The following is an 18,884-nucleotide window of genomic DNA, read 5'->3' as shown; positions in this document are numbered from 1 at the left end:
CGCGGCGCGGTGGGTCAGAGCCCGGCGGCGCGCTCCGCGGCCTCGACGACGTTCGTGAGCAGCAGGGCCACGGTCATGGGCCCCACACCGCCGGGGTTCGGCGACACGTAACCGGCGACCTCTACGACGTCGGGGTGCACGTCGCCGTAGACGATGCTCTTACCCGTCTCCGGATGCGTCTCGCGCGTGACGCCGACATCCAGCACGGCGACACCCGCACGCAGGTGCTCGGCGCGCACGAGGTGCTTGACGCCGGCGGCCGCGACCACGACGTCCGCTTGAGCGAGGTGGAACGGAAGGTCCGCGGTACCGGTGTGTGTCAGGGTCACCGTGGCGTTGATGTCGCGGCGCGTCAGCAGCAGCCCGATCGAGCGGCCGATCGTGACACCGCGGCCGACGACCACGACGTGCTTGCCGGCCAGGTCGTAGCCGTTGCGCTGCAGCAGCTCGATCACACCGCGCGGCGTGCACGGCAGCGGCGAAGTGATCGGGGTGTTCACGTTCAGCACGAGACGGCCGAGGTTGGTGGGGTGCAGACCGTCGGCGTCCTTGTCGGGGTCGATCCGCTCGAGGATGCGATCCGTGTCGAGGTGCTTCGGCAGCGGGAGCTGCACGATGTACCCGTGGCAGGTCGGGTCGGCGTTGAGCTCGTCGATCAGCGCCTCGACGTCCTCCTGCGTGGCGTCCGCGGGCAGCTCACGCTGGATCGAGTTCATCCCGATCGCGACGGACTGCTTGTGCTTCATTCCCACATACAGCTGCGAGGCGGGGTCCGCCCCCACCAGCACCGTGGCGATGCCGGGAATCACTCCCCGCTCGGCGAGTGCCGCCACGCGCGCGGTGAGTTCTTCCTTGATCGCGGCCGCCGTGCGGACGCCGTCGAGTGTGATCGCGGTCATTGTCGTCTCCTCTTCGAGCCCGCCCCGAGCACGCGCCGATCTGCGCGATGAGCGCAGCGTCGCGACCGAGGGTACTCAATCACTATGCACGTAGGGATACGGATGCGGCAACACCCGGTGCTGCCGCATCCGTTCCGATCACTGCTGCAGGTCGGGGTACAGCGGGAACGCGGCGGTCAGCGCGGCGACGCGCGTGCGCAGCGCGGCGACGTCGGCGCCGGGCAGCAGCGCGAGCGCGATGATGTCGGCGACCTCGGTGAACTCGGCGTCGCCGAAACCGCGGGTCGCGAGCGCCGGCGTGCCGATGCGCAGACCCGAGGTGACCATCGGCGGACGCGGGTCGTTGGGCACCGCGTTGCGGTTGACCGTGATGTGGATGTCGTGCAGGAGGTCCTCGGCCTGCTTGCCGTCGATGGCCGCCTCGCGGAGATCGACGAGAACCAGGTGCACGTCGGTGCCGCCCGAGCGCACCGCGATGCCCGCATCCTTCACGTCCTGCTGCGCGAGCCGGTCGGCGAGGATCGCCGCGCCGCGGACCGTGCGCTCCTGGCGCTCCTTGAACTCGGGGGTCGCCGCGAGCTTGAACGCGGTCGCCTTGGCGGCGATCACGTGCATGAGCGGACCGCCCTGCTGGCCCGGGAAGACCGCGGTGTTGATCTTCTTCGCGAGGTCCTCGTCGTTCGTGAGGATGAAGCCCGAGCGGGGGCCGCCGATCGTCTTGTGCACGGTCGAGGAGACGACGTGCGCGTGCGGGACCGGGTTCGGGTGCACACCGGCGGCGACCAGACCGGCGAAGTGCGCCATGTCGACCCAGAGGTAGGCGCCCACCTCGTCGGCGATCTCGCGGAAGCGCGCGAAGTCGAGCTGGCGGGGGTACGCGGACCAGCCGGCGATGATGACCTTGGGCTTGTGCTCGACGGCGAGGCGGTGGACCTCGTCCATGTCGATGACGCTCGTCTCCGGGTCGACGCCGTACGCGACGATGTTGTAGAGCCGGCCGGAGAAGTTGATCTTCATGCCGTGCGTCAGGTGACCGCCCTGGTCGAGCGAGAGGCCGAGCAGCGTGTCGCCGGGGCGGGCGATCGCGTGCAGGACGGCCGCGTTGGCGGACGCACCGGAGTGCGGCTGGACGTTGGCGAAGCCGGCGCCGAACAGCGACTTGGCTCGGGCGATCGCGAGCTCCTCGGCGACGTCAACCTCTTCGCAGCCACCGTAGTAGCGGCGACCGGGGTAGCCCTCGGCGTATTTGTTCGTGAGCACGGAGCCCTGCGACTGCAGTACCGAGACCGGCACGAAGTTCTCGGACGCGATCATCTCGAGATACCCGCGCTGACGCTCGAGTTCGCGCTCGAGCACCTGGGCGATCTCGGGGTCGACCTCTGCGAGGGGGGCGTTGAAGTACGGGTCGGTCATGACTCTCCCTGACGACGGTTTCGGACAGAAGGGTTCCGTATCGGCCCAGGCGTACGGCCGAATACCGTGTCGGTCGCTCCCCGGTGGTCATCCACCTCAACGCCAGTCGCGACGGCTTTGAGCATACCCGAAGCGGACCCCGGGCACACCTGAACGCCCGGTGCCGCGCGGGTGGACACGTGGTGCGCCGGGACCCGGTTTGTTAAGGTTCCTTACATGTCAACCGGCCTGGTCCCGCGACCGATGTCCGTGACCCTCGGCGAGGGCGTCTTCGCCCTGACGGACGCGGTCTCGATCACCGGCGAGGCGGATGCGGTCGCTCTCCTGATCGCGCGGCTGCACCGGCGCACGGGACTGTCACCGGTCACCGCCTCGGATGCCCCCATCCGCCTGCGCATCGATCGCGACGGCGCGGCGGAGTCGTACCGGCTTCGGATCGATGCGGACGCGGTGGAGCTCACCGCATCCGATGCCGCGGGCCTGCAGCACGGCGTCCACACGCTGCTGCAGTTGCTGGCACCGACCCGGCAGGGCTGGGTGTGGCCGGCCGTGGTGATCGACGACGCACCGCGGTTCGCCCACCGCGGGCTGATGCTCGACGTCGCCCGGCACTTCTTCGCCGTCGACGTCGTCGAGCGCCTCCTCGATCGGATGGCGGAGCTCAAGCTCAACGTGCTGCACCTGCACCTCAGCGACGACCAGGGGTGGCGGCTCGCGCTCGATTCGCGACCGCGGCTGGCCGAGCACGCCTCGGATTCGGCGGCCCTGGGCGATGCGGGCGGCTGCTACTCGCGCGCCGATTGGCAGCGGATCCTGGATGCGGCGGCCTCGCGTCACATCACGGTGATCCCCGAGTTCGACGTGCCGGGACACACGCACGCCGTGGGGCTCGCGTACCCCGAGATCGCCCACACTCCCGTCGTCAGCGCCGAGCTGGAGGACACGGCCGCGCAGTTCGGCGGCGGTCTGCCCGTCGCGGGGCAGGCGTACACCGGCTTCGGCGTGGGCTTCTCGTCGCTGCGGATCGGCGACGCGGAGACGAGCGCGTTCCTGCGCGATGTGTTCACCGAACTGGCCGCGCTGACGCCGGGACCCTTCCTGCACATCGGCGGCGACGAGGCCCTCGGCACCTCGCGCGACGACTACGACCACGCGATCGCTGAGGTCACCGCGCTCGTGGCGTCGCTGGAGAAGACCCCCGTCGCCTGGCACGAAGCGGGCAGCGCCACGCACCTCGCGGCCGGCACGATCGGCCAGTACTGGGGCTTCCTGCACCCCGTGGACGGTGCCGACGAGAAGGCCCGCGGCTTCGTCGATCGCGGCGGACGCCTCATCCTCTCCCCCGCCGACGCGGTGTACCTCGACATGAAGGACAGCGCCGACTGCCCACTGGGCCTGACCTGGGCGAACGGGCCGACGCCGCTGCGCCGCGCCTACGACTGGGAGCCGATCGAGGTCGTTCCCGGCGTCCGCGAGGACCAGATCCTCGGCGTCGAGGCGGCGCTGTGGACCGAGACGATCCGCACGGAGGAGGACATCCAGCAGATGGTGTTCCCGCGCCTCGCCGCGGCCGCCGAGGGGGCGTGGTCGACGGGTGCATCCCGGTCGTGGGAGAGCTTCCGCGAGCGCCTGGCGGATCTCGCGACCCGGTGGGATGCCGACGGGCTCGCCTATCGCCGGATCGACGACGTTCCGTGGCGGCGACCATGAGCGTGATCGTCCACTCGGTGCGGATCGTCGACGGCGGCCGCGAGACGCCGGACGGCTGGGTGCGGTGGGAGGCGGGCCGCATCACGCATCGGGGCACGGGCGACGGCTGGCGCGAACACTCGGGAGACATGGTGGTCGATGCGCGTGCCGAGGCGGGCCCCGACGCGGTGCTCACACCCGGATTCATCGACCTGCACGGTCATGGCGGCGGCGGCCACTCTTACGAAGACGGACCGGATGCGGCCCGCGCCGCCCGGGCGCTGCACCGCGCGCACGGCACGACTCGCGCCGTCCTCTCGCTCGCGACCGCGACGCTCGCCGACCTCGCGGACCGGCTGGAGACGATCGCGGAGCTGACCCGCACCGACCCCGACATCCTCGGCTCGCATCTGGAGGGGCCCTTCCTCGCACCGAGTCACCGGGGAGCGCACTCCGAGGACCTGCTGCACGACCCCGACGCCGAGACGCTGGACGCCCTGCTGGCCGCCGGCGGGGGCACCGTGCGCCAGGTGACGCTGGCCCCGGAGCTCCCCGGCGGCATGGACGCCGTCCGCCGCATCGTGGACGCGGGCGTCGTCGCGGCCGTCGGTCACACCGCAGCCGACGCCGCCCTCGCCACCGCGGCGTTCGATGCGGGGGCGAGCGTGCTCACTCACGCGTTCAACGCGATGCCCGGGCTCCACCACCGCTTTCCCGGGCCGGTCGGAGCGGCGCTCGCGGACGACCGCGTCGTGCTGGAGATCATCGCCGACGGCGTGCACCTGCATCCGGACATCGTGCGGATCGCCGCATCCGCCGCCGCGGGCCGCGTCGCGCTCGTGACCGACGCGATGGCCGCCGCAGGGGCCAGCGACGGCGCGTACCGCCTCGGCGCGCTCGATGTGGAGGTCGCGGGCGGCGTCGCCCATGTGGCCGGCACCGACACGATCGCCGGTTCCACGCTGACGCAGGATGCGGCGCTGCGCGTCGCGGTGACGGCGGGGGTGGCGCTGCCCGCCGCCGTGCGCGCGCTCACCGAGACGCCCGCGCGCGTGCTGGGGCTGGATCGCCTGGGAGCACTGGAGCCCGGCCACCTCGCCGACGCGGTTCTGCTGACCGCCGACCTCCGCGTCGCCGGGGTGTGGCTGGCCGGCGAACCCGTCTGAGACCGCCGGGCGCGCCTCACGCGGGCAGAGTGATGGTGCCCGGGCCGCGCCCGGACGCCCGCGTAGAATGGCGGAGTGAGCACCCCTTCGTCCGCGCCCCTGCCCGCCGGCACGCGCCCCGCACTGTCCGCCCTCGACGTGGTGGCGTTCCTGTGCGAGATCGGCGGCATCGTCGCCCTGGCGATTTGGGGCTTCGCGACGTGGGAGTTCCCCTGGAACCTCGTGGTGGGCATCCTCACCCCGGCCGCAGCCATCGTGCTGTGGGCGCTGTTCGTCTCGCCGCGCGCGGTGTTCGCGGTGCACCCCTTCGTGCGCGCCATCGCGGAGCTGCTCGTCTACGCCGCCGCGACTGCCGCCCTGTGGTCGCTCGGCCTCACCTGGATCGGCATCGCGTACGCGGTCGTCGCGGTCACGGTGGGCCTCGTCGTCGGACGCCGCCGCTTCGCATGACCGCAACGGTCGTCGACCTGCTGCGCGAGGCGCTCGGCGACCGGGTCGACACGACAGAGGCCGCCCTCGAGGCGGTCCGCGCCGACAAGTCCGGGCACGCAGCCCAAGGCCGCGCCCTCGCCGTCGTTCACGCCGAGCGCATCGAGGACGTACAGGCCGTGCTGCGCATCGCACACGCCACCGGCACCTCGGTCGTGCCGCGCGGTGCCGGTACCGGCCTCGCGGGCGGCGCGAATGCGGGCGACGGCAGTATCGCCCTGTCGCTCGCTCGGATGAACCGCATCCTCGAGATCCGTCCCGACGACCTCCTCGCCGTCGTGGAGCCCGGCATCGTCAACGCCGACCTCAACGCCGAGCTCGCCCGCCACGGGGTGTGGTGGGCGCCCGACCCCGCGAGCCGCGCGATCTCGACCGTGGGCGGCAACATCGCGACCGGTGCGGGCGGGCTGCTGTGCGCCAAGTACGGCGTCGTGCGCGACGCGATCCTCGGCGTCGATGTCGTCCTCGCCGACGGCGAGCTCGTGCGCCTCGGCCATCGCAGCGTCAAGGGCGTCACCGGCCTCGATCTGACCTCGCTCATGATCGGGTCCGAGGGAACGCTCGGCGTCGTCGTGGGTGCGACGATCAAACTGCGACGCCTGGTCGCCGGGCAGACGCGCACGCTCACCGCATCCTTCGCCGACGTGCGCGCCGCAGCCGCGGGCGCGGCCGCCGTCACCGCATCGGGCGTGCAGCCGGCGATCATGGAGCTCATGGATGCGGCGAGCCTCGCCGCCGTGCACGCTCTCCTCTCCCTCCCCGCGCCCACCGGCCGCGAGAGCCTGCTCACCGTGCAGACCGACGGGCCCACAGCGGCCGACGACGCCGCGCAGATCGCACAGGTGCTCGAGGGCGCGGCCGGCCGGGTGCGCCTGGCCGCGGACGACGCGGAGGGCGAGGCACTGCTGCAGATGCGGCGGTCGCTGCATCCGGCCATGGAACGCCTCGGCACGACGCTCATCGAGGACGTCTCAGTGCCGCGATCCGCGCTGCCGGCGATGTTCGACGAGATCGTGCGGATCGAGCGCGACTACGGACTCACGATTCCCACGGTGGCGCACGCGGGCGACGGGAATTTCCACCCCAACTTCGTCTTTCAGGGCCCGCAGGTGCCGGACGTCGTCTGGCGCGCGGCCGACGACCTGTTCCGTTCCGCGCTGCGGCTCGGCGGCACACTCACCGGCGAGCACGGGATCGGTGTGCTCAAGCGGCGATGGCTGCGCGACGAGCTCGGCGCACGCCAGTGGTCGCTGCAGCGCGACATCAAACGGGTCTTCGATCCCACCGGCATCCTGAATCCCGGCGTCGTCTTCGCCGACTGAGGCGGCCATGTCCCACTTGCCGCAACGTTGACCCCGCTTTTCTGCGGCAAGTGGGACATGCGATGCGGGAAGTGGGACACACAGTGCGGCACGTGGGACACGGCGCGCTCAGAGTCCCTGCCAGTCGGGTTTTCCCTCCCAGCTGGCGCGGTAGTAGTCCGCCAGGCGCAGGCGGGATGCGGCGGCCTCGTCCACCACGACGGTCACGTGCGGATGCAGCTGCACCGCGGAGCCGGGGAGCATCGCGGTGACGGGGCCCTCGAGAGCCCCGGCGACCGCATCCGCCTTCTCCTGCCCGAAGGCGAGGAGCACGAGATGCCGGGCCTCGAGGATGGTGCCGAGACCCTGCGTGATGCAGTGACGGGGCACCTCGGAGGCGTCGGCGAAGAAGCGGGCGTTGTCCTCACGCGTCTGCGCGGTCAGGGTCTTCACGCGCGTGCGCGAGGCGAACGACGACCCGGGTTCGTTGAACCCGATGTGCCCGTCGGTGCCGATACCCAGGATCTGCAGGTCGATGCCGCCCGCTTCCCTGATCGCGCGTTCATAATCCTCGCCCGCCGTGGCGATACCCTCCTGGCGCCCGTCCGGCACGTGGATGCGGGTGGGGTCCAGGCCCAACGGCCCGACCACCTCGCGGGCGATGACCGAGCGGTAGCTCTCGGGGTGCGAAGGATCCAGCCCGACGTACTCGTCGAGCGCGAACCCGCGCACCCGTGAGACGTCGAGATCGCCGATGCGCTCCTGCAACGCCTCGTACACGGGGAGCGGCGTCGAGCCCGTGGCGAGTCCCAGAACGGTGTCCTCCCGCTTCCGGATCAGCCGCACGATCTCATCGGCGACGATCGCGCCGCCCTCCTGCTCCGATGCGACGATGACCACTTCAGCCATGTGCGCTCACCTCCTGCTCGATTGCTGTTCCTCCCACGATCGCCGCCCCGACCGCCGCGACCGGCGACCCTGTCGGCAGCACCCGCATCCGATCCGCGAGCCGCAGCGATCGCAGGAACGGGGATGCGGCGGCACTGTGCTCCAGCTCGATGCGCACCTCCGGCAGCATCCGATCGGCGAGCGCGGTGAGACCTCCCCCGATGACGACCCGTTCCACGTCGGCCGTCAGCACCAGGATGCGCACGGCCGCCGCGACCGCGCGGGCCAGATCGAGGCGGATGACGGTGGCGAGCGCGTCGCCCGCGTCCGCGGCGTCGAACACGTCGCGCACCGGGAGGGCCGCGGGGCGTCCCCAGCGGTCGGCGATCGCCGCTCCCCCGGCGAGCGCCTCGATGCATCCGCGACCCCCGCAGCGGCACAGCGGCCCGGTGGGGTCGATGCTGATGTGTCCCACCTCACCGGCGGATCCGCCGGCGCCGCGCCACAGCCGCCCACCGAGGACGATGCCGGCTGCGACGCCGGTGCCGAGGTTCAAGAACGCCAGGCTCGCTCCGGGCCGCTCCAGCGCCGCGGCTCCGAGCGCCGCCGCTTTCACGTCGTTCTCGACATGCACGGGCAGTCCGAGCCGGGGCCCCACGGCGGCGGCGACATCGAGGTCCGCGACGCCGAGGTTGAGCGCGTGCGTCACACGACCGGACCCCGAACGCACCTGACCCGGCATCCCGATCCCGACCGACGAGAACTGCGTGGCGTCGATGCCCGTCACGGTGCCGAGCGCGGCGACGGCGTCGGCGACGGTCTCCACCACGCCCACCGGCCCCCAGAGGGTCGCGAGCCGCACGGAGGCGAGCACCCGATCCTCGGCGTCGACGACCACCGCATCGGTCTTGGTGCCACCGACGTCGAGTCCGACCCTCATCCCTTCACCGCGCCCGAGACCAGTCCCCCGGTCATGCGGTGCTGCACGATGAGGAAGAACGCGACGACGGGCAGTGCCATCAGGGTGGAGGCGGCCATGACCACGGACCAGTCGGTCGCCTTCGTCACCTGCACGAACGCACGCAGCCAGATGGGCAGGGTCTGCGGGTCGGGACGGGTGAGGATGACGAGCGCGAACACGAACTCGTTCCAGGCCTGGATGAACGCGAACACGCCGGTGGCGACGAGGCCCGGGGCGAGCAGGGGAAAGGTGACCCGCCAGAAGGCTCCCGTGCGGCTGCAGCCGTCGATCATCGCCGCCTCCTCCAGCTCCGCCGGTACGCCTTGGACGAAGCCGCGCAGGGTCCAGATTGTGAACGGAAGCACGATCGCGATGTAGACGAGGCTCAGCCCGGCGATCGTGTTGACCAGGGCCCAGCCGTCCAGCACGCGGAAGGTGGAGATGATCATGGCTTCCGCGGGGATCATCTGCACGACGAGGATCGCGACGACGATGCTCTTGCGGCTTCGGAACCGGAAGCGCGAGAGCGCGACGGCCGCGAGGAACGCGAACAGCAGAGCGGCGACGAGGGTGATGCCCGTCACCGTCACCGACGTGCCGAGCGCGCCGAGGAAGCCGCCCTCGCCGAGCGCCGTCGCGTAGTTGCGCAGCGTGAACTGGTCGGGCCAGAAGTGCGGCGTCGCACCGCGCACCGCGGATGCGGGCAGCAGTGAGGTGTTGATCATCCAGTACACGGGGAACACCGCGCACACGATCACCACCAGGGCGCAGAGGTTCAGCAGGACCCGACCGGTACGGGTGCGTGCGCGCGTGGTCATGCCTCCTCCTGACGCAGCATGGAGCGGATGTAGTAGCCGGAGATCACGAGCATGATCACCACGAGGATGACCGAGATCGCGCCCCCGGAGCCGAGGTCGCCCGAGGCCATCGAAACGCTGTAGATGTAGACGCCGATGGTGTTGGTGTCCGCGCGGACGCCTCCGATCGACTGCAGCGCGTAGATCTGCGCGAACACGCGCAGATCCCAGATGACCTGGAGGATCAGGAGCACGACGAGGATGGAGCGCAGGTACGGGAAGACGATGAGCCGGAAGCGCGAGAAGGCGCCCGCTCCGTCCAGTTGCGCGGCCTCGAGCACTTCGTCGGGCACCTGTCCGAGCCCGGCGTAGACGGAGAAGGCGACGAAGGGGATCGCGCCCCACGTGATGATGATGGCCGCCACGGCGAAGAAGCTCAGCGGGTCGATGAGCCAGCTGTGGCCGGTCCAGTCGGTGCCGGTCAGCTGGGTGAGCGCGTAGTTGACGAGGCCGTACTGGGTGTCGAAGATCCAGCCCCAGACGATCGTGGCGGTCAGCGCGGGCATCGCCCATGCCAGCAGCAGCGCGACCGAGACAGCGGTGCGCATGACGCGGCCGAGCTTCGTCATGAGCAGCGCGACGAGCACTCCGAGCACCATCGTCGCCGCGACACAGACCACGCACAGCGCCACGCTGCGGGCGAGCACCTGCCAGAATCCCGAATCCGTCAGGACGGCGATGTAGTTGTCGAGGCCCACGAAGGACGGCGGCGCGCCGAAGATCTGCGCACGTCCGAACTCCTGGAAGGACATGACGACCATCTGCACGAGCGGCCAGCCGATGAACACGGCGAGCATGACGAGAGCGGGCGACAGCAGCAGAAGAGGGGCGAGCGCCGGGCGCCGGCGGCGCCGGGGGGCGGGCGGGGGCCCGGTCACGGCGACGGCGCCGACGGGCAGCTCGGTGGCGACAGCCACGGTGACTCCTTAGAACGGATGCGGGGTGCTCCGCGGCCGGATACCCGTTACCGGGCACCCGTGCGGACCGCAGCGACGGGCCGAGACGGCAGACGAGTCTCGGCCCGTCGCTGGAGGGGTGGATCAGCCGTTGAGGATGGACTCGATCTGCTCGTCGGCGGCAGCCGCGAGCGAGGCGACGTCGCCCCCGCCGGCGATGTTGACGAACAGGTCCTGCATGATGCCCTTCGCCTCCACATCCGCCCAGTTCGGCGATGCCGGCGTGAGCTTGGCGTTCGCCGCAGCCGACGCGATGACCGAGGCCAGCTCCGGCGTAGCGGCGGCGACCTTGTCACCCAGCGATGTCTTTGCGGGCACGAGACCCGCCTCTGCCAGGATCGTCTGGTACTCGTCGCTCAGCATGATCTCCAGCGCCGACTTCGCCAGCTCCGGGTTCTTCGACTTGGCGGCGATGCCGACGTTCGAGCCGCCGGCGAAGACCTGGGCCGCTCCGCCCTTGGCGCCGGGCAGAGCGAACTCGCCGGTCGTGTCGGCGACCGCGGTCGGCTGCTTGTCCTCGTCGGCGACGATCGACCAGTACGCCCAGCTGGGCGCGGAGTAGGTCGCGGCCTGCTGAGTACGGAAGGGCACCCACCCCTCGGTCTCGTCGCCGTCCTTGGGCGCGAGAGACGCCTTCGTCATCAGCTCCTGGACCTGCTCGAGCCCGGCGATCGATTCCGGGCTGGACAGCTGGGCGTCCCAGCTGCCGTCGCTCGCCTGCACGGCCACCTCGCCGCCGTTCTCCCAGATGAAGGGCAGTCCGTTGTACCAGTCCTTGCCGGGGAAGTAGACGCCCGAGACACCAGGGAGGGCCGCCGCGAGGGTCACGCCGTTCGACACGTACTCGTCGAGGGTCGTGGGCACCGAGACACCCGCTTGCGCGTACTGCGCCGTGTTGTAGAACACGACGCGGGAGCCCGAGTAGTAGGGGGCGGCGTACAGATCGCCGTCCCAGCTGCCCGCCTCGACGAATCCGGGCAGCAGGTCCGAGCCGCCGAGGTCGTCTTTGATGTCGCCCAGGCTCAGCAGCGCTCCGCTCGAGGTGAACGCCGGAGCCTGGGTGTTGCCCATCTCGACCACGTCGGGGCTGTCGTTGGATGACAGGCTCGTGGTGAGCTTGTCGACGAGCCCGGTCCACTGCTGCTCCTCGATGACCAGCGTGGAACCGGGATTCTGATCCTCGAACGTCTTCACGAGATAGTCGCGGGCATCCTGAGGGGTGTCGGTGCCGACGAGCCAGACACGGATCTGGGCGCTGTCGCCGCTCGACGAGCCGCCTCCTGTCCCCGCGCATCCGGCAAGCGCAATCGCCGATGCGCCCATCAGGGCGACGGCTGGGAGGAACTTCTTCATGTGCTGTCCTCTGTTCTTGATGATGAGACCGTGAGCACCGGCGGCGCTGACGGGGAGGTGCTGTCAGGAGACGCCGAGCGTCGCCGACAGCACCATGACGGCCGCACCGCGCAGGACGATGTCCTGGCCCTGCTCCGTCATCCGCACCCGGACGCCCTCGTGGAAGGGGGCGAGTGTCCGCGTGCGGAGGGCCTCGGCGGTGGCCTGCGCAAGCACACCGCCGAGGAGTTCAGGGGGGCCGGAGAGAACGATCTCCGACAGATCGAGCGCGCCCACGACGGGGGCGAGCGCGATACCGAGCCGCTCCCCCGCGTCCCGCAGGACCGTGTCGCGCTCGCCGGGGGCGGCTGCATCGGCTCTGGCTGTCAGCGCCGGCACGGACAGCCACGCCTCGAGGCAGCCGACCTTGCCGCACGCGCAGAGCGGACCGCCGTCGGTGCCGACGGTGACGTGACCGATCTCGCCTGCCGCGAAGCGGCTGCCCCGCATCGGTTGGCCGCCCGCGAGCAGGCCAGATCCGACACCGCTGCCGACCTTCACCAACAGCACGTCGTCACCGGAGCCGCCGAACGTGTACTCCGCCAGCACGGCGGCGTTCGCATCGTTTGCGACGAGCACCTCGAGCCCGAGCGCCTCGCTCAGCACACCCTCGAGGTCGAATCCCGCCCACCCCATGTTGGGCGCCGTGAGCACGATGCCGCGGTCGTCGATCACGCCGGGGGTGCCGACCCCAACGCCGAGCACGGGGGCCTTCGCCTCGGCCATGAGCCGCTCGGCAAGGGAGATGACGGCCGCCAGGACCTCGGATGCGGCGGCGGGATGCGGCGTCTCGGCGCGCGCGACGATGTCGCCGTCGAGGGTCAGGACCGCGCCGATGAAGACGTCGCTGCCGGACAGGTCCAGACCGATGATGCGGTGACCGGCGCGGTCGACGTCGACGAGCATGGCCGGCTTGCCGGGGCGGCTGCCCTCGCGCATCCCCTTCTCGACCACGAATCCGTCGCCGATCAGCTCGGCCACAAGGTCGGAGATCGTGACACGGGTGAGGCCGGTCTCCCGCGACAGATCGGCGCGGCTCATCGCTCCCCGGTGGAAGAGCGTCTGCAGCACGAGCGAGCGGTTGTGGCCGCGCGCGTGCTCGGGCAGGACCTTCACTCCCGCGCGGAGCGCGCGACCGGGCGCGAAGGCGCCGCCGCGAGAGGTCGTGTGGGTGTGCGCGGGCTCTGAGAGGGAAGGGCCGCGCTGCACTTCCGATGCAGTCATGTTTGTTAGTACACCTTACGAACAAACATGACGCAAGCATTCTGCGTGCTCGTCACACGACTGTTACACGACGCCGTAATCGGAACGTTGTCGGAGATCGGACTCTGACCACGCCTTTATCAGACTTGCTCGCGTACCCTGGGAGGACACAGCACACGATGCACGGGGGTGATGGTGTGACGGATCTGGCAACCGGACCGCACGCACAGAACGACACGGCGGCGGACGACACCGACGCCGCGTCCGGCGACGGCGCGACGCCCGTGTATGCGTGGGCTCCCGAAGAGCCGAAGCCCCGCAAGCGTCACCTCGGGCTCTGGATCGGCATCCCCTCCGCCGTTCTCGCGGTGGCCGCCGTCACGGCGTCTCTCGTCCTCATCGCGCCCGGCACGGCCGTCGCCGGCGTTCCGATCGGCGGCATGACCGTGGGCGGCGCGGCCGACGCGCTGTCCTCCCGCCTCGCGGGCGCCACTGTGGTGCTGAACACCCCCGACGGCGACGTCACGGTCACCGGTTCCGAGCTGGGCGCATCGATCGACGCGCGCACGCTCGCCGAACAGGCCTTCGACTCCCACCCCCTGTGGAACGTGACCCAGTGGAATTCCGAGCCGCTCGTCGCCGACGTGACGCTCGATCCGGCGGTCGCCACCGACGCGCTGCGCGAGGTGGCCCCCGGCGCCTACACCGACCCCACCGACGCCACGGTGACGTTCGATGCGGCGTCGGCCTCCTACGTCTCCACCCCCGCGGTGGCCGGAGAAGGCATCGACCTCGACCAGGTGCGCTCGGCCCTGACCGAGGCCTTCTCCTCGGGCGGGGGACGCACCACGATCGACGCCTCCATCGTGCCGGTGGACGCCGCCATCACGACCGCGGATGCCGAGACGTCGGTCACCAGGTTGAACGGGATCCTCGACACGATCGGCTTCTACGTCGGCGACGAGCGCACCGTTCCCGTGGACCGCACGCTGGCCGCATCCTGGCTGAAACTCGGAACCGAGGACGGCAAGCTGACCCTCTCGGCCGATGCCGACGCCATCCAGAAGACCGTCGACACGCTAGCTCCGCTCGTCGACCGCGCACCCGTCGACGCCACCGTCGTCACGAACGCCGCGGGCGACGTGCTCCGCGACCTCACTCCGGGCGCGGTGGGGCGCACGCTCGGCGACACCTCTCAGGTGGCCGACGACTTCGCCGCGCAGCTCGCCGCGGGAGACGCCGCGTACCAGCTGCCGGTGACCGAGGCTCCGTTCACGACGACAGCCCTCCACCGCTACTCCGATGTCAACCTCAGCACGCAGCGGGCGACCTTCTACGAGAACGGTCAGGTCGTGAACAGCTGGCCGATCTCCTCGGGCCTCGGTGCGAACGCCACCCCGACGGGCGAGTTCACCGTGTTCGCCCACGTGCGCATGCAGGACATGGGCTGCACCCCCACCTCGACGTACTGCACGAAGGACGTCCCGTGGGTCACATACTTCGCCCCGGACATCGGCTTCCACGGCACCTACTGGCACAACAACTTCGGCAGCCCGATGAGCCACGGCTGCATCAACATGCCGATCGATCAGGCGGCCTGGGCCTACGAGTTCCTGTCCAAGGGATCCGAGGTCTCGGTCCACTACTGAGTCGCACGCACGAAGAAGGGGCCGGATGCATCCGCATCCGGCCCCTTCTTCGTGCGATGTCAGATCGCGTCGATGATGCGGTTCAGCGTCGCGGACGGACGCATGACCTCCTCGACCAGACGCGGGCTCGGGTGGTAGTAGCCGCCGATATCGACGGGCTTTCCCTGCACCGCCAGCAGCTCGGCGACGATCGTCTCCTCGGCCGCCGCGAGCTCCTGGGCGATCGGCGCGAACGCGCGGGCCAGCTCCGCATCCGTCGACTGCGCGGCGAGCTCCTGCACCCAGTAGAGCGCGAGGTAGAAGTGGCTGCCGCGGTTGTCGATCGTGCCGAGGGAACGACCCGGCGACCTGTCGTTCTCGAGGAAGGTGCCGGTCGCGGCATCCAGCGTGTCCGCGAGCACCTGCGCGCGGACGTTGCCGGTGAAGGTCGCGAAGTGCTCGAAGGATGCGGCGAGTGCGAAGAACTCGCCCAGCGAGTCCCAGCGCAGGTAGTCCTCGGCGAGCAGCTGCTGCACGTGCTTGGGCGCGGAGCCGCCGGCACCCGTCTCGAAGAGTCCACCGCCGGCGAGCAACGGAACGATCGAGAGCATCTTGGCGCTCGTGCCGACCTCGAGGATGGGGAACAGATCCGTCAGGTAGTCGCGCAGGACGTTGCCCGTCACCGAGATGGTGTCCTGCCCTGCGCGCAGGCGCTCGAGCGAGAACAGCGTCGCCTCGGCCGGCGCGAGGATCTCGATCTGCAGACCCTCGGTGTCGTGGTCGGCCAGGTAGGTGCGCACCTTGGCGATGAGTTGCGCGTCGTGCGCGCGCCCCTCGTCGAGCCAGAACACGGCGGGCACGCCGGTGGCGCGCGCGCGGGTGACGGCAAGCTTCACCCAGTCGCGCACGGCGATGTCCTTGGTCTGGGTGGCCCGCCAGATGTCGCCGGGCTCCACCGCACTCTGGAGCACGACCTCACCCGCCGAGGTGACGACCTGGACGACGCCGGCGGAGGCGATCTCGAACGTCTTGTCGTGGCTGCCGTACTCCTCGGCCGCCTGCGCCATCAGTCCCACGTTCGGGACGGTGCCGATCGTGGCGGGATCGAGCGGGCCGTGCGCGATGACATCCTCGATCACGGCCTGGTAGACGCCGGCGTAGGACGAGTCGGGAATGACGGCGAGCGTGTCGTCTTCGCCGCCGTCGGCGCCCCACAGCTTCCCGCCGTTGCGGATGAGCGCCGGCATGGACGCGTCGACGATCACGTCGGAGGGCACGTGCAGGTTCGTGATGCCCTTGTCCGAGTTGACGTACGACAGGCGCGGACCCGAGGCGATCGCCTGCTCGAACGCGGCCGCGATCTCGTCGCCCTGCTCCAGACCCGAGAGGCCGGACAGGATCGCACCGAGACCGTCGTTGGGCGTGAGCCCTGCGGCCGCGAGCTGGTCACCGTAGCGGGCGAACACATCGGCGAAGAACGCCTTCACGACGTGGCCGAAGATGATCGGGTCACTGACCTTCATCATGGTCGCCTTGAGGTGCACCGAGTACAGCACGTCGTCGGCCTTGGCCGTGGCCAGCGTCTCGGCGAGGAAAGCGTCCAGCGCAGCCGCCGACAGGAACGTGGCGTCGACGATCTCGCCCGGCAGCACCTTGAGCCCAGACTTCAGCACGGTCTCGGCGCCCGCCGTATCCACGTGGCGGATGGTGAGGGTGTCGTCGTCGGGCGAGACCCAGGAGATTTCGTTCGAGCGGAAGTCATCGTGTCCCAGGGTCGCGACGCGGGTCTTCGAGCCCTCGGCGAACGCCTTGTTGCGGTGCGGGTGCTTGCGCGCGTAGTTCTTCACCGCGCCCGGGGCACGGCGATCGCTGTTGCCCTCGCGGAGCACCGGGTTGACCGCGGAGCCCTTGATCTTGTCGTAGCGCGCGCGGACGCTCTCCTCCTCGACACCGTTCGGCTCGTCGGGGTAGTTCGGGATGTCGTAGCCCTGCGCCTGCAGCTCGGCGATGGCCGCCTTGAGCTGCGGGATCGATGCCGAGATGTTCGGCAGCTTGATGATGTTGGCCTCCGGCAGCGTCGCGAGCGCGCCGAGTTCGGCGAGCGCATCGCCGACGAGCTGCTCGGGGGCGAGCCGCTGCGGGAAGGATGCGAGGATGCGACCGGCGAGCGAGATGTCGCGCGTCGCGATCTCGACCCCCGCCTGGCCGGCGACGGCACGGACGATGGGAAGGAAGGATGCGGTGGCGAGCGCCGGAGCCTCGTCGGTGTGCGTGTAGATGATCGTGGAATCAGGCACGGATTTGTCTCTCCATAGAGGCGTCGAGGGTCAGCCGCCAGCCTATCGCACCCGGTCCGATTATCTCGATGTCGAGATATCTCGCCCGCCGCACGGTCCGGTTCACGCCGCATCCGGACCACGGAGTTCACACGGCGCGCATCCCTCCCCGCGGGCGGGCGCCAGGCATTAGCCTGTGACCATGACCGAACTGCGCCTCGAAGAGCTGTCGGCCGCGACGATCGTCGCCGTGAACAACATGTCGCTCAAACCCGGGCAGGAACAGTTCCTCGCGCCGGTCAGCTACGGAGTCGCGGCGACCGTGATCGACCCGCGCACCAGCTGGCAGCGTGTCGTCCTCTCGGGCGAGGACGTCGTCGGGTTCGTCAGCGCGAACTTCGACGAGCACGAGACGCAGGAGTGGTTCCGCTCCGTCCTGTGGCGCATCAACGTCGACGCGGACGATCAGGGCCAGGGCATCGGACGCTTCGCCATCGAGAGTCTCGTGAACGAGGCCCGCGAGCGCGGCATGGACCACGTCGACGTCATCTACGAGGCGGGCGAAGGCGGCCCCGAGGCGTTCTTCCGCCGCGTCGGCTTCGAGCCCGTCGGCGAGACCGAATTCGGCGAGGTCGTCGCCCGCATCGCGCTCTGACGCGGCAGCCGCCGCATCCGGGTCGCCGCTGCACGCGCGTCGGCGCTGCTGGTGGGCGCTGCACGCGCGTCGCGCGGTTCTCGGAGCTCCGCGCACTTCTCGGAGGTTTCGGCCCGAAGCCTCCGAGTTCGGCGCCGATCTCCGAGAACAGTGGCACCTCCTCCCCCGCCCGAGCAGCGCGGCGGGTCTGCCACAGACGTCGCTCCACGGCACAGCAGGGATGCGGACGTCGACGCAGCATGGCGGGATGTCCCTCACTCCCTGGCTCGCCGCACAGGGCGGGCTCGCCCATCGCGCGGTCGCCGCCGAGGCCGGATTCGGCGTGCGCGCCGTCCGCGCCGAGGCGGCCTCCGGCCGCATCCGCATCGTCCGGAGGTCCTGGATCGCCACATCGTCCGCACCGCCGGACCTGTTGGCTGCAGCGCAGGCGGGAGCACGACTGGCGTGCGTGTCGGTCGCTCGGCATCGCGGCTGGTGGCTGCCGCCCCTGCTCGTCGATCGGCCCCACCTGCATCTACGGCCCCACGCCGCATCCGACGGCGTGCCCGCGGATGCGGTCGCCCACTGGAGCATTCCACTCGCCCCACCGGCGGCGCATAGTCTGCTCGAGTCGACCGAGGACGCGCTGCGCCATATCGCACGCTGCCTGTCCCCCGAGGCCGCGCGGGTCGTATGGGAGTCGGCGGTCCGCACGGAAGGAATCTCCCTGGACACGCTGCGACGGGTGCGCTGGCGTTCCCCCGAGGCCGTCGCGCTCGCGCTCGAGGTCCGCGGTCTTTCCGACTCCGGCCTCGAAACGCAGGTCGTCGTGCGGCTGAGTCCTTGGGGCGTGCCCATGACGCAGCAGGCGGTCGTGGCGGGCCGCCGCGTCGACATCCTGATCGGCGAGCGCCTGGTCGTGCAGATCGACGGCTACACCCATCACCGTACGTCCGCGCAGCGGGGCAAGGACATCGCCCACGATGCCGAACTGCGCCTGCGCGGGTTCACCGTGCTGCGCTTCGACTATGCGCAGGTCGTGTACGACTGGCCGAGCGTCGAGCGCACGATCGCGCGCGCCATCGCCGCCGGCCTCCACCTCGCCCGTTGACAGCATCCTGATCTCGGAAAT

The 18,884-nt window shown here is 70.5% G+C and carries 16 protein-coding genes and 1 riboswitch; of the genes, 7 read left to right on the top strand and 9 right to left on the bottom strand.

Features of this window, described 5'->3' with window-relative positions:
- Positions 1 to 14: 14 nt before the first annotated feature.
- Positions 15 to 899: a bifunctional methylenetetrahydrofolate dehydrogenase/methenyltetrahydrofolate cyclohydrolase gene (locus SK224_RS14175; RefSeq protein WP_320435306.1), complete on the bottom strand. Its 885-nt coding sequence runs from the start codon at positions 897 to 899 to the stop codon at positions 15 to 17.
- A gap of 138 nt (positions 900 to 1,037) precedes the next feature.
- Entirely contained in the window at positions 1,038 to 2,312 is a 1,275-nt protein-coding gene (gene glyA, locus SK224_RS14170) for a serine hydroxymethyltransferase (RefSeq protein WP_320435305.1), read from the bottom strand.
- Positions 2,313 to 2,348: 36 nt separating this feature from the next.
- Positions 2,349 to 2,432: riboswitch (ZMP/ZTP riboswitch) on the bottom strand.
- A gap of 96 nt (positions 2,433 to 2,528) precedes the next feature.
- Between glyA and SK224_RS14165 the strand changes: the two genes are divergently transcribed.
- The 4 genes from SK224_RS14165 to SK224_RS14150 all read left to right on the top strand — a co-directional run bounded on the left by SK224_RS14165 (position 2,529) and on the right by SK224_RS14150 (position 6,978).
- Positions 2,529 to 4,022: a beta-N-acetylhexosaminidase gene (locus SK224_RS14165; protein ID WP_320435304.1), complete on the top strand. Its 1,494-nt coding sequence runs from the start codon at positions 2,529 to 2,531 to the stop codon at positions 4,020 to 4,022.
- Positions 4,019 to 5,167 (top strand): N-acetylglucosamine-6-phosphate deacetylase, encoded by a 1,149-nt coding sequence (gene nagA / locus SK224_RS14160; RefSeq protein WP_320435303.1) that lies wholly within the window; start codon positions 4,019 to 4,021, stop codon positions 5,165 to 5,167. Before SK224_RS14165 ends, nagA begins: the two co-directional genes overlap by 4 nt.
- Positions 5,168 to 5,242: 75 nt before the next feature.
- Positions 5,243 to 5,617, top strand: a complete 375-nt coding sequence (locus SK224_RS14155; RefSeq protein ID WP_274287462.1) for a YrdB family protein — start codon at positions 5,243 to 5,245, stop codon at positions 5,615 to 5,617.
- The gene (locus tag SK224_RS14150) at positions 5,614 to 6,978 is read left to right on the top strand and encodes an FAD-binding oxidoreductase (protein ID WP_320435302.1); all 1,365 of its coding nucleotides are present in this window, start codon (positions 5,614 to 5,616) and stop codon (positions 6,976 to 6,978) included. The genes SK224_RS14155 and SK224_RS14150 overlap by 4 nt, the downstream gene beginning before the upstream one ends.
- A gap of 108 nt (positions 6,979 to 7,086) precedes the next feature.
- Here SK224_RS14150 and nagB read toward each other — a convergent pair whose 3' ends face one another.
- The 6 genes from nagB to SK224_RS14120 form a co-directional block, all read right to left on the bottom strand.
- On the bottom strand, positions 7,087 to 7,866 hold the full coding sequence (nagB, locus tag SK224_RS14145) for a glucosamine-6-phosphate deaminase (RefSeq protein WP_320435301.1): 780 nt from the start codon (positions 7,864 to 7,866) through the stop codon (positions 7,087 to 7,089).
- On the bottom strand, positions 7,859 to 8,785 hold the full coding sequence (locus SK224_RS14140) for an ROK family protein (protein ID WP_320435300.1): 927 nt from the start codon (positions 8,783 to 8,785) through the stop codon (positions 7,859 to 7,861). The genes nagB and SK224_RS14140 overlap by 8 nt, the downstream gene beginning before the upstream one ends.
- Positions 8,782 to 9,624 (bottom strand): carbohydrate ABC transporter permease, encoded by an 843-nt coding sequence (locus tag SK224_RS14135; protein WP_320435299.1) that lies wholly within the window; start codon positions 9,622 to 9,624, stop codon positions 8,782 to 8,784. Before SK224_RS14135 ends, SK224_RS14140 begins: the two co-directional genes overlap by 4 nt.
- Positions 9,621 to 10,580, bottom strand: a complete 960-nt coding sequence (locus SK224_RS14130; RefSeq protein ID WP_320435298.1) for a sugar ABC transporter permease — start codon at positions 10,578 to 10,580, stop codon at positions 9,621 to 9,623. Before SK224_RS14130 ends, SK224_RS14135 begins: the two co-directional genes overlap by 4 nt.
- Before the next feature lie 123 nt (positions 10,581 to 10,703).
- On the bottom strand, positions 10,704 to 11,972 hold the full coding sequence (locus SK224_RS14125) for an extracellular solute-binding protein (RefSeq protein WP_320435297.1): 1,269 nt from the start codon (positions 11,970 to 11,972) through the stop codon (positions 10,704 to 10,706).
- A 63-nt stretch (positions 11,973 to 12,035) separates the two neighbouring features.
- A complete protein-coding gene (locus tag SK224_RS14120; RefSeq protein WP_320435296.1) occupies positions 12,036 to 13,235 on the bottom strand; it encodes an ROK family transcriptional regulator in 1,200 nt (399 codons plus the stop codon).
- A 176-nt stretch (positions 13,236 to 13,411) separates the two neighbouring features.
- On the opposite strand from SK224_RS14120, the gene SK224_RS14115 reads away from it, so the two are divergent.
- Positions 13,412 to 14,863 (top strand): L,D-transpeptidase family protein, encoded by a 1,452-nt coding sequence (locus tag SK224_RS14115; RefSeq protein ID WP_320435295.1) that lies wholly within the window; start codon positions 13,412 to 13,414, stop codon positions 14,861 to 14,863.
- 59 nt (positions 14,864 to 14,922) lie between these two features.
- On the opposite strand, the gene SK224_RS14110 is transcribed toward SK224_RS14115, so the two are convergent.
- Positions 14,923 to 17,139: an NADP-dependent isocitrate dehydrogenase gene (locus tag SK224_RS14110; protein ID WP_320435294.1), complete on the bottom strand. Its 2,217-nt coding sequence runs from the start codon at positions 17,137 to 17,139 to the stop codon at positions 14,923 to 14,925.
- A gap of 181 nt (positions 17,140 to 17,320) precedes the next feature.
- On the opposite strand from SK224_RS14110, the gene SK224_RS14105 reads away from it, so the two are divergent.
- Positions 17,321 to 17,773: a GNAT family N-acetyltransferase gene (locus SK224_RS14105; RefSeq protein ID WP_320435293.1), complete on the top strand. Its 453-nt coding sequence runs from the start codon at positions 17,321 to 17,323 to the stop codon at positions 17,771 to 17,773.
- Between the two features lie 247 nt (positions 17,774 to 18,020).
- On the top strand, positions 18,021 to 18,863 hold the full coding sequence (locus tag SK224_RS14100) for an endonuclease domain-containing protein (RefSeq protein WP_320435292.1): 843 nt from the start codon (positions 18,021 to 18,023) through the stop codon (positions 18,861 to 18,863).
- Positions 18,864 to 18,884: the final 21 nt, after the last annotated feature.

Origin of the sequence: Microbacterium sp. BG28 (assembly GCF_034044005.1) — a bacterium.
Classification (GTDB): Bacteria; Actinomycetota; Actinomycetes; order Actinomycetales; family Microbacteriaceae; genus Microbacterium.
Note: the sequence above shows the minus strand (reverse complement) of the source record. Positions and strands in the feature narration are given on the sequence as shown.

What these genes read in the sequence shown, in the direction of transcription:
- SK224_RS14175 (WP_320435306.1), bottom strand. Translation starts at nt 899, where the DNA reads ATGACCGCGATCACACTCGACGGCGTCCGCACGGCGGCCGCGATCAAG.
- glyA (WP_320435305.1), bottom strand. Translation starts at nt 2,312, where the DNA reads ATGACCGACCCGTACTTCAACGCCCCCCTCGCAGAGGTCGACCCCGAG.
- SK224_RS14165 (WP_320435304.1), top strand. Translation starts at nt 2,529, where the DNA reads ATGTCAACCGGCCTGGTCCCGCGACCGATGTCCGTGACCCTCGGCGAG.
- nagA (WP_320435303.1), top strand. Translation starts at nt 4,019, where the DNA reads ATGAGCGTGATCGTCCACTCGGTGCGGATCGTCGACGGCGGCCGCGAG.
- SK224_RS14150 (WP_320435302.1), top strand. Translation starts at nt 5,614, where the DNA reads ATGACCGCAACGGTCGTCGACCTGCTGCGCGAGGCGCTCGGCGACCGG.
- nagB (WP_320435301.1), bottom strand. Translation starts at nt 7,866, where the DNA reads ATGGCTGAAGTGGTCATCGTCGCATCGGAGCAGGAGGGCGGCGCGATC.
- SK224_RS14140 (WP_320435300.1), bottom strand. Translation starts at nt 8,785, where the DNA reads ATGAGGGTCGGACTCGACGTCGGTGGCACCAAGACCGATGCGGTGGTC.
- SK224_RS14135 (WP_320435299.1), bottom strand. Translation starts at nt 9,624, where the DNA reads ATGACCACGCGCGCACGCACCCGTACCGGTCGGGTCCTGCTGAACCTC.
- SK224_RS14125 (WP_320435297.1), bottom strand. Translation starts at nt 11,972, where the DNA reads ATGAAGAAGTTCCTCCCAGCCGTCGCCCTGATGGGCGCATCGGCGATT.
- SK224_RS14120 (WP_320435296.1), bottom strand. Translation starts at nt 13,235, where the DNA reads ATGACTGCATCGGAAGTGCAGCGCGGCCCTTCCCTCTCAGAGCCCGCG.
- SK224_RS14105 (WP_320435293.1), top strand. Translation starts at nt 17,321, where the DNA reads ATGACCGAACTGCGCCTCGAAGAGCTGTCGGCCGCGACGATCGTCGCC.
- SK224_RS14100 (WP_320435292.1), top strand. Translation starts at nt 18,021, where the DNA reads ATGTCCCTCACTCCCTGGCTCGCCGCACAGGGCGGGCTCGCCCATCGC.